7 protein-coding genes are annotated in these 8,684 nt (G+C 71.6%); 5 read left to right on the top strand and 2 right to left on the bottom strand.

Going from position 1 to position 8,684, the window contains the following annotated elements; all coding sequences use genetic code 11:
- The coding region (locus tag VIB11_RS04090) for an aspartate aminotransferase family protein (RefSeq protein WP_332028621.1) at nt 1-1,335 on the bottom strand (1,335 nt) is incomplete at its 3' end.
- A gap of 20 nt (nt 1,336-1,355) precedes the next feature.
- Entirely contained in the window at nt 1,356-2,846 is a 1,491-nt protein-coding gene (locus VIB11_RS04085; protein ID WP_332028619.1) for a CoA-acylating methylmalonate-semialdehyde dehydrogenase, read from the bottom strand.
- A gap of 60 nt (nt 2,847-2,906) precedes the next feature.
- Between VIB11_RS04085 and VIB11_RS04080 the strand changes: the two genes are divergently transcribed.
- The 5 genes from VIB11_RS04080 to VIB11_RS04060 form a co-directional block, all read left to right on the top strand.
- Complete coding sequence (locus VIB11_RS04080) at nt 2,907-4,256, top strand: PLP-dependent aminotransferase family protein (protein WP_332028617.1); 1,350 nt, start codon at nt 2,907-2,909, stop codon at nt 4,254-4,256.
- 292 nt (nt 4,257-4,548) lie between these two features.
- The gene (locus VIB11_RS04075; protein ID WP_332028615.1) at nt 4,549-5,043 is read left to right on the top strand and encodes a DUF1918 domain-containing protein; all 495 of its coding nucleotides are present in this window, start codon (nt 4,549-4,551) and stop codon (nt 5,041-5,043) included.
- A 565-nt stretch (nt 5,044-5,608) separates the two neighbouring features.
- A complete protein-coding gene (locus VIB11_RS04070; protein WP_332028613.1) occupies nt 5,609-6,916 on the top strand; it encodes a nucleotide sugar dehydrogenase in 1,308 nt (435 codons plus the stop codon).
- Nucleotides 6,916-8,370, top strand: coding sequence for a glycosyltransferase (locus VIB11_RS04065; RefSeq protein WP_332028611.1), 1,455 nt, complete (start codon nt 6,916-6,918; stop codon nt 8,368-8,370). The genes VIB11_RS04070 and VIB11_RS04065 overlap by 1 nt, the downstream gene beginning before the upstream one ends.
- Nucleotides 8,367-8,684, top strand: a 318-nt coding sequence (locus VIB11_RS04060; protein WP_332028609.1) for a hypothetical protein, incomplete at its 3' end; no start/stop codon positions are given. The genes VIB11_RS04065 and VIB11_RS04060, both read left to right, overlap by 4 nt.

Raw genomic sequence — 8,684 nt, 5'->3', positions numbered from 1 at the left:
CAGGATCGCGATGCCCTCCCGCACCTCGTCCGCAGTGGTCGTGCAGGGCGGCACGACGTGGGTGCGGTTGAAGTGGGTGAACGGCCACAGGCCCCGCTCCTTGCAGGCGGCCGCGAACTCGTTCATCGGAGCGGCGTCCGCGCCGGCCGCGTTGAACGGCACGAGCGGCTCGCGGGTACGCCGGTCGCGCACGAGCTCGAGGGCCCAGAAGACACCGAGCCCACGCACCTCGCCCACCGAGGGGTGCCGCTCGGCCAGGTCGCGCAGACCGGGGCCGATGACGGTCTCCCCGAGGTCGCGGGCGTGCTCGATGATGCCCTCGTCGCGGAAGATGCCGATCGACGCGACGGCCGAGGCACAGGCCAGGGGGTGGCCCGAGTAGGTCAGGCCACCGGGGTACGGACGGTCCTGGAACGAGGCCGCGATCCGCTCGGAGATCACCACCCCGCCGAGCGGGACGTACCCGGAGTTCACGCCCTTGGCGAAGGTGATGAGGTCCGGAGCGACACCCCAGTGGTCGACCGCGAACCACTCGCCGCAGCGGCCGAAGCCCGCCATGACCTCGTCGGCAATCATCACGATGCCGTGCTCGTCGCAGATCGCGCGCACGCCCTCGAGGTAGCCCGGCGGCGGCACGAGGATGCCGTTCGTGCCGACGACGGTCTCGAGGATGATCGCGGCGATGGTGTGCGCGCCCTCGACCATGATGAGGTCGCGCAGGTGCTGCAGCGCGCGCTCCGACTCCTCCGCCTCGCTCTGGGCGTGGAAGGCCGAGCGGTAGGGGTAGGGACCCCAGTAGCGCACGATGCCGGGCAGGCCCGGCTCGGACGGCCAGCGCCGAGGGTCGCCGGTCAGCGCGATGGAGCCGGCCGTCGCGCCGTGGTAGCTGCGGTAGGCCGCGAGGACCTTGTGGCGGCCGGTGTGCAGGCGAGCCATGCGCAGCGCGTTCTCGTTGGCCTCGGCGCCGCCGTTGGTGAAGAACACCATGTTCAGGTCGCCGGGGGCGATCTCGGCGATCAGCCGGGCCGCCTCGGAGCGCGCGTCGTTGGCGAACGCCGGGCTCACCGTGGTCAGGCGGCCGGCCTGCTCCTGGATCGCGGCCACCAGCCTGGGGTGCTGGTAGCCGATGTTGACGTTGACGAGCTGGCTCGAGAAGTCGAGGTAGCGCCTGCCCTGGTAGTCGGTGAAGTACGACCCCTGCGCGGCGGCGATGGGCAGCGGGTCGATCAGCCCCTGCGCCGACCAGGAGTGGAAGACGTGGGCGCGGTCGTCGCGGCGCACGCGCTGCTCGTCAGCGTCCCGGACGCCCGCGAGGGTGGTGATGGTGTCGGTCATCGGTGTGCCGTCCTGTCCGGTCAGCGGGTGCGCGGGAAGCCGAGGTCGACGCTCGAGGTGGCCGGGTCCGGCCAGCGTGACGTCACGACCTTCCCACGTGTGTAGAAGCTGATGCCCTCCGGACCGTACATGTGGGTGTCGCCGAAGAGGGAGTCCTTCCACCCACCGAACGAGTAGTACGCGACCGGCACCGGGATCGGGACGTTGATGCCGACCATCCCCACCTCGACGTCGAACTGGAACTGCCGGGCGGCCCCGCCGTCGCGCGTGAAGATCGCCGTGCCGTTGGCGTACTGGTTGGCGTTGATCAGGGCCAGGCCCTCCTCGTACGTCTCCACCCGGACGACACCGAGGACGGGGCCGAAGATCTCGTCGGTGTAGACGGTCATCTCCGGCGTGACGTTGTCGAGCAGCGTGGTCCCGAGGAAGAAGCCGTCACCGGGGACGGTCGCGTCACGGCCGTCGACGACCACCGTGGCCCCGGCCTCCTGGCCGGCACCGATGTAGCCGGCGACGCGGTCGCGGTGCTCCCGGGTGATGAGCGGACCCATGTCCGTGCCGGGCGCGGCGCCGTCGCCGATGCTCAGCTTGGGGAGGCGGACTGCGATGGCGTCGACCAGCGGGTCGGCGACGTCGCCGACGGCGACGGCGACCGACAGCGCCATGCATCGCTCGCCGGCCGCACCATAGGCCGCGGAGACGACGGCGTCGGCCGCCATGTCCACGTCGGCGTCGGGCAGGACGAGCGCGTGGTTCTTGGCGCCACCGAGGGCCTGGACCCGCTTGCCGTGGGCGGTCCCGGTCTCGTAGATGTACTTGGCGATCGGGGTCGAGCCGACGAAGCTGACCGCCGCGATGCCGGGGTGCTCGAGGATCGCGTCGACGGCCTCCTTGTCGCCCTGGAGGACGGTGAACACGCCGTCGGGCAGCCCCGCCTCCTGCCACAGCCGGGCGAGGAACAGCGACGCCGACGGGTCCTTCTCGCTCGGCTTGAGGATGAACGCGTTCCCGCAGGCGATGGCGTTGGCGCACATCCACAACGGCACCATGGCCGGGAAGTTGAAGGGCGTGATGCCCGCGACGACGCCGAGCGGCTGGCGGATGCTGTAGACGTCCACCCCCGAGGCCGCCTGCTCGCTGAACCCGCCCTTGAGCAGCTGCGGCACCCCGGCGGCGAACTCGACGTTCTCGAGCCCGCGCGCGATCTCCCCGGCGGCGTCGGAGAGAACCTTGCCGTGCTCGGCCGTGATGAGGGCGGCGAGCTCGTCGGTCCGCTGGTGGAGGAGCTCACGGAAGGCGAAGAGCACGGCTGAGCGGCGGGAGAGTGAGGACTGCCGCCACTCGCGGGCCGCGGCGGTGGCCCGGGCGACGGCGGCGTCGACCTCGTCGGCGCTCGCGAGGTCGACCTCCCCGGTCTGCGTCCCCGTGGCGGGGTTGAACACCGGGGCCGTGCGCCCAGAGGCGCCCGGGCTCTCACGGCCGTCGATCCAGTGCGGGATGTGCGTCGTCATGCTCCGACAGTACGTCTGGTCCTCTGGTGAGACAATCCTATAGTTGCTATGTTACAAACCATGAAGGCCGTGCTGTCCGCAATCGAGGAGCGTCTCGACCAGCCCACGGCCCGCGGCCTGGCCCACGCCGTCACCGCCGTGATCCACGACGGCGCGCTGGCACCCGGCGACAAGCTGCCCCCCATCCGCACCGTCGCGTCCGAGCTGGCGCTCTCCCCCACGACGGTCAGCGCGGCCTGGGCCCAGCTCGCACGCTCCGGCGTCGTACGGACCGACGGCCGACGGGGCACCAGCGTCCTCGCCCAGGGGGTGGCCAGGCCGGGCCGCTACCAGCAGGTCCTGGAGCGGCAGGCGCCCTTCGCCCTCGACCTGTCCACCGGCGTGCCCGACGCCGAGCTCCTGCCCAGCCTCGGCCCCGCCCTGCGGGAGCTCACGACGGCGGGCACGCCGGGCAGCTACCTCGACGATCCCGTCCTGCCCGACCTCGCGGAGGTGCTGCTGGCGCAGTGGCCGTATGCCGCGACCGAGCTCGCCGTCGTCGACGGCGCCATGGACGCCATGGACCTCATCGCTCGCACGAGGCTGCGGTTCGGGGACCGGGTCGTGGTGGAGCATCCCTGCTTCCCGCCGCTGGTCGACCTGCTCGAGTCGGTCGGCGCGCAGGTGGTGCCCGTCCGGGTCGACGACGAGGGGCTGAGCCTCGACGGGCTGCGCGAGGCCCTGGCGACCCCGGTGGCCGCGGTCTTCCTCCAGCCTCGCGCGCAGAACCCCACCGGCGTGACCCTGTCCGAGCGCCGCGCCCGGGCCCTCGCCCGGCTGCTCGACGGCACCGGCACCCTGGTCGTCGAGGACGACTCCGCCAGCGCCCCCACCTCCGCCGGCGCCGTGACGCTCGCGCGGTGGCTGCCCGGCCACACGGCATACATCAGGTCGTTCTCCAAGTCCCACGGGCCGGACCTCCGCCTCGCGGCGCTCAGCGCCCCCAGCGAGCTGTTGCGGTCCCTGGCGGCGCAGCGCCAGCTCGGCCAGGGGTGGAGCAGCCGATTGCTCCAGCGGATCCTGCACTCCCTCCTGACCGACCCGGCCGCCGTCGAGTCCGTGGCATCGGCGACGCAGGAGTACGCCCGTCGTCGGGCTGCGGTGGTCGACGCGCTGGCCCGCCACGGCGTGGACGTGGCCGGGGCGGAGGGCCTCAACATCTGGGTGCCCGTGCACGACGAGACCGCCGCGGTGATGCGGCTGTCCGGGCAGGGGATCGGCGTGGCCCCCGGGACGCCGTTCAGCCTGCTCCCCGGGGACGGCGACCACATCCGCGTCACCGTGGGCCTGGTGCGCGCGGGACACGAGGAGCTCGCCGAGCAGCTCGCCGTGGCGTCCCGCACCTCCGGCTGGGGCGCCCGCGTCCGCTGAGCGACCGCCCGGACACCCGGGGAAGCGGCCGAGCCCCCGCACGGATGCCGGGACGGCACGAAGGCCGGAGAGCAGGGGGTGCTCCGGCCTTCGACCCGCCGCCTTGCGGGCGGACGTCTGATCACCGGCGACGGTATCCCGCCGGCGGCGACCCACGGATCGGGCAAAGCGCGTATCGGCGGGCAGACCGCCTCTGCGGGAAGGTGCGTAGGGACCTCTGGCCCCTCCCCTCCCGAGCACGTTTGGACGACACTCGGAAGTGGTCGTTGTGGCTCCGATGGAGGTGTTGAGGATGAAGGCTCAGAAAGGTGATCGCATCGTCCTGGCAGGCGAGCAGGTGGACCGGCCCACCCGTGACGGCGAGGTGCTCGAGGTGCGCGGCAGGAACGGCGAACCGCCGTACCTGGTGCGCTGGAGCGATGGCCACACCGGGCTCCTCTACCCGGGCCCCGGCTCGGTGCTGCGCATCGGAGCCGGCCACGGCGCGGAGACCCCTCCCCCCGCCCCGACGCCGCAGCCGGTCAAGGAGTGGCAGGTGAGGGTGTCGATCTTCGAGACCGGCGACGACACGACCGCCAAGGTCGTGCTGGTCGCCGATGCCCCCGCGGGACTGACGGCGAGCGGTGAGAGCCACCGCAGCCAGGAGGACGAGCCGACGGCGCGGATCGGCGACGAGGTCGCGGTGGCGCGTGCCCTGCGGCACCTGGCCGATGAGCTGCTCGACACGGCCGCCCAGGACATCGAGTCCGCGACCGGGGAGACCGACGTCTTCGTCCGCCCGCGCTGACGCCGACAGCCGAGCCGGTCCCGGGGCCGACCGGGGCCACGCGGGCCACCCAGGGCTGCTGCGAACCGCTGGTTCAGGAAGTGTCCGCCAGCGGTTCGCCGCTGCCCGCGCCGGGGCGCGCTGGGGCGCACTGGGGCGCCCGAGAGCCCTGCATACAAGCGCAGGCAAAGCAGCAGCGTCACGGCCTGTGGGGGCCAGGTGCCCATGGTTGCCGGGTGTTGAGCACGGGCGCCCGCATCCCGGCCAAGTACGCCTGAAGAAGCACCAGCTGCCCCAGCCTGACGGGTCCCCGCGTCGCCGGCCATGATGCCGGGCGAGCACAAGGAGGCAGGCCCCTCATGCCGGTTGGTTGACGTAGAAACCTTTCACCCATTGTGGGGGCGTGCCTCCCCGGTCGGCTTTACACGATGGACCCATCGACATCGCCGGCCCCAGCGCAGTGGCGACAGGGATGGCTCGAAGGCCGCCCGAGGGGTCCTGACACACGCGGTGCAGAGGCGGGCCCATGGCCCGTCCGCCCGCCGATGCTTCCTGCCCTCGTCCTCCACCTGGAGGGAACCACACGATGACGCTGGACAGCCGCGTCTCCACGCCGTCGGCACGTCGGCGGACCGAGACCACGACCATTGCCGTGATGGGGCTCGGCTACGTGGGACTTCCCACAGCGCTGGCGATGTACGACGGCGCGATGAGGGTGATCGGCCTGGAGGTGTCCGCCGACCGGGTCGCGCGCATCAGGCACGGAGAGCCCGACCTGCTGCCCGACGACCGCCGGCGACTCCGGGCCGCCCGCAGGGACCCAGAGCGGTTCGTGGTCACCACCGACGTCGCGGCCACGGCGGAGGCCGACGCGGTCATCGTGTGCGTGCCCACGCCAGTGGACGCGTCGCTGACCCCTGACCTCACCTGGCTGCGGACCGCCTGCGCGACCGTGGTGGCCTGCGCCCGGCCCGGCCAGGTGCTCATCCTCACGTCGACGAGCTACGTGGGGTGCACCCGCGACCTCCTGGTCGAGCCGCTGAGCCGCCGCGGGCTCCGCGTGGGGCAGGACATCTTCGTGGCCTTCTCCCCGGAGCGGATCAACCCCGGTAGTGACGCGTTCGACCTGGCCAGCGTTCCCCGCGTCGTGGGCGGCGTCACGCAGGAGTGCGCCCTGCGCGCCGCCGACGTCCTGCGCAGGTCCTGCCCGGTGACCCACCTGGTCTCGTCGCTGGAGTCGGCCGAGATGGTGAAGCTCCTGGAGAACACCTTCCGCGCCGTGAACATCGCCCTCGCCAACGAGGTCGCCGACGTGTGCCGGCGCTTCGACCTGAACCCGGTCGAGGTCATCGACGCCGCCGCGACCAAGCCGTTCGGCTTCATGCCGTTCTACCCGGGCCCCGGCGTCGGCGGGCACTGCATCCCCTGCGACCCCCACTACCTGCTGTGGCAGCTGAGACGTGAGCACGTGCACCCCCCGGTGATCTCCGCGGCCATGCAGGACATCTCCACCCGGCCTGCCCGGATCGTCGAACGCGCCACGGAGGTGCTCGACCGGGCGGGGAAGACGCTCTCCCGCTCGCACGTCCTGGTTGCCGGGCTGGCCTACAAGCCGAACGTGGCGGACACGCGGGAGTCCCCCGCCCTGGACATCATCGAGGGGCTCGCTCGCCGCGCCTCCCAGGTCTCGGTCTACGACCCGATCGTCCCGTCGGTCCGGGTCGGGGACCGGTTGTACTCGTCGGTGTCGGGCGACCTGCGGGCCGACAGCTACGACCTCGTGGTGGTCTGCTGCCACCACGACGCGATGGACACCCAGCTCTTCGACGGCGACTCCCTGGTGCTCGACGCCACCTTCAGCCTCCCGCCAAGCGCCAACACCCACCTCCCCTGATGTCGCTCCGGTCCCTTCCCTCGCCGGCCGTCGCCCACCCGACGCCGGTTCGCGGCCGCCATCGCCTGGCCCGCGAGCGGGTCCAGCACGGGGGCTACCTGATCCTGGCGATGCTGGGTGCCTTTCTCCTGACGAAGATCATCTTCCGGCTGCCGGACAGCAACGCAGCCCTGTACGTCTACGGGGTCGCCGTCACCGCGGTGGTCTTCCTCCAGATGTGCGTCTCCTTCCTGCGCTACGAGGACCCCGCCCTCACCCGTGTGGCGCCGCGTCGGGCCGTCGCTCCGGAACCAGCAATCGGCCCCACGGACGCGCACGCCGCGGGACCTGCCCCTGTGCTGGTGTCGTGCCTGGTGGCCGTTCACAACGACGAGCTCGTGATCGAGCAGTGCGTCCGGTCCCTGGTCGACCAGACCTACCCCCACCTCGAGGTGGTCGTGGTCGACGACGCCTCCACCGACGACACCGCCGGCCGACTGGCGTCCCTGGCGGACGAGTGCGGCATCCGGGTGATCACCCTCGAGGAGAACGTCGGCAAGAAGAAGGCGCTGGCGGTCGCCCTGCTCGAGACCTCGGGTGAGGTCTTCGCGTTCTCCGACAGCGACTCCGTGTGGGCGCCCGACGCCGTCGAGCGGGCGGTGGGCATCCTCGAACGCCACCCCGAGGTGGGGGCGATCAGCGGGCACTGCCGGGCGCTCAACGCCGAGCACAGCCTGCTCACGAAGGTGCAGGACACGTGGTACGAGGGACAGTTCTCCGTCCGGAAGGCCTTCGAGAGCGCCTTCGGCGCGGTGACGTGCGTGTCGGGACCGCTGGCGGTCTTCCGCCGGGAGACCATCTACAACTACATCCCCGCCTGGACCTCGGACCGCTTCCTCGGGGAGGAGTTCCGCTTCGCCACCGACAGGTCGCTCACGGCATACGCCCTGATGGGCCCGTCACGGGCACGCCTGCTCCAGGAGCGGCACCGCGGGTCACCCTTCCTGGCCACCGTCTACCCGTGGCAGCGCTGGACGAGCGTGTACTCGAAGTCGATGCGAGCGTGGACGGTCGTCCCCCACAGCTTCACCGGCCTGCTGCACCAGCAGGTCCGGTGGAAGAAGAGCTTCGTGCGGAACCTCTTCTTCACCGGCGGGTTCTACTGGCGCCGGCCGGCGCTCGCCGTCGTCGCGTACTACCTGCACGCCCTGTTCGTGTTCGCCGGGCCCATCGTGGCCTTCCGCCACGTGGTGTACCTGCCGCTGCACGGCAACATCGAGTCGGGCGTCTCGTACCTGCTGGGCATCCTGCTGATCGGCACCATGTTCGGCCTGGCCTTCCGACGTGAGGAGACCGTGAACCGGGCCTGGTGGGTCTTCCGACCGCTGATGAGCTTCCTGTCCACGCTCGTGCTGTCGTGGCTGATCCTCTACTCGATCGTGACCGTCAAGCGGATGACGTGGGTGCGGGGATGAAACTGCGACCGGACACCAGGCCCGCCCCGCCACAGGTCGTGGCCCGACCCACCAGCAGGCGTCGTCGTGGTGTCGCCGCCCTCCTGGTGGTGAGCGTGGTGCTGCTCTTCGGCTACAAGACGCTCAACTACGCCTCCCCCCACACCGTCCGCTTCACGTCGCTGCGCAGCGCCGCGGTCCAGGCGGTCGAGGGTGTCCAGTCCTGGATCCGCAACGCCGCCATCTTCCACACCTGCGAGGAGGGGGTGAAGCGCGAGGTGCTCGGTGGCTACCTGTGCTCCGCCGGGAGGGACACGTCGCGCCTGGGCCGCATC

The organism is Pedococcus sp. (genome assembly GCF_036554925.1).
GTDB lineage: Bacteria > Actinomycetota > Actinomycetes > Actinomycetales > Dermatophilaceae > Pedococcus_A.
The sequence above is the reverse complement of the archived record's forward strand: the minus strand, read 5'-3'. Positions and strand labels throughout refer to the sequence as shown.

What these genes read in the sequence shown, in the direction of transcription:
- VIB11_RS04085 (WP_332028619.1), bottom strand. Translation starts at nt 2,846, where the DNA reads ATGACGACGCACATCCCGCACTGGATCGACGGCCGTGAGAGCCCGGGC.
- VIB11_RS04075 (WP_332028615.1), top strand. Translation starts at nt 4,549, where the DNA reads ATGAAGGCTCAGAAAGGTGATCGCATCGTCCTGGCAGGCGAGCAGGTG.
- VIB11_RS04080 (WP_332028617.1), top strand. Translation starts at nt 2,907, where the DNA reads ATGAAGGCCGTGCTGTCCGCAATCGAGGAGCGTCTCGACCAGCCCACG.
- VIB11_RS04070 (WP_332028613.1), top strand. Translation starts at nt 5,609, where the DNA reads ATGACGCTGGACAGCCGCGTCTCCACGCCGTCGGCACGTCGGCGGACC.
- VIB11_RS04065 (WP_332028611.1), top strand. Translation starts at nt 6,916, where the DNA reads ATGTCGCTCCGGTCCCTTCCCTCGCCGGCCGTCGCCCACCCGACGCCG.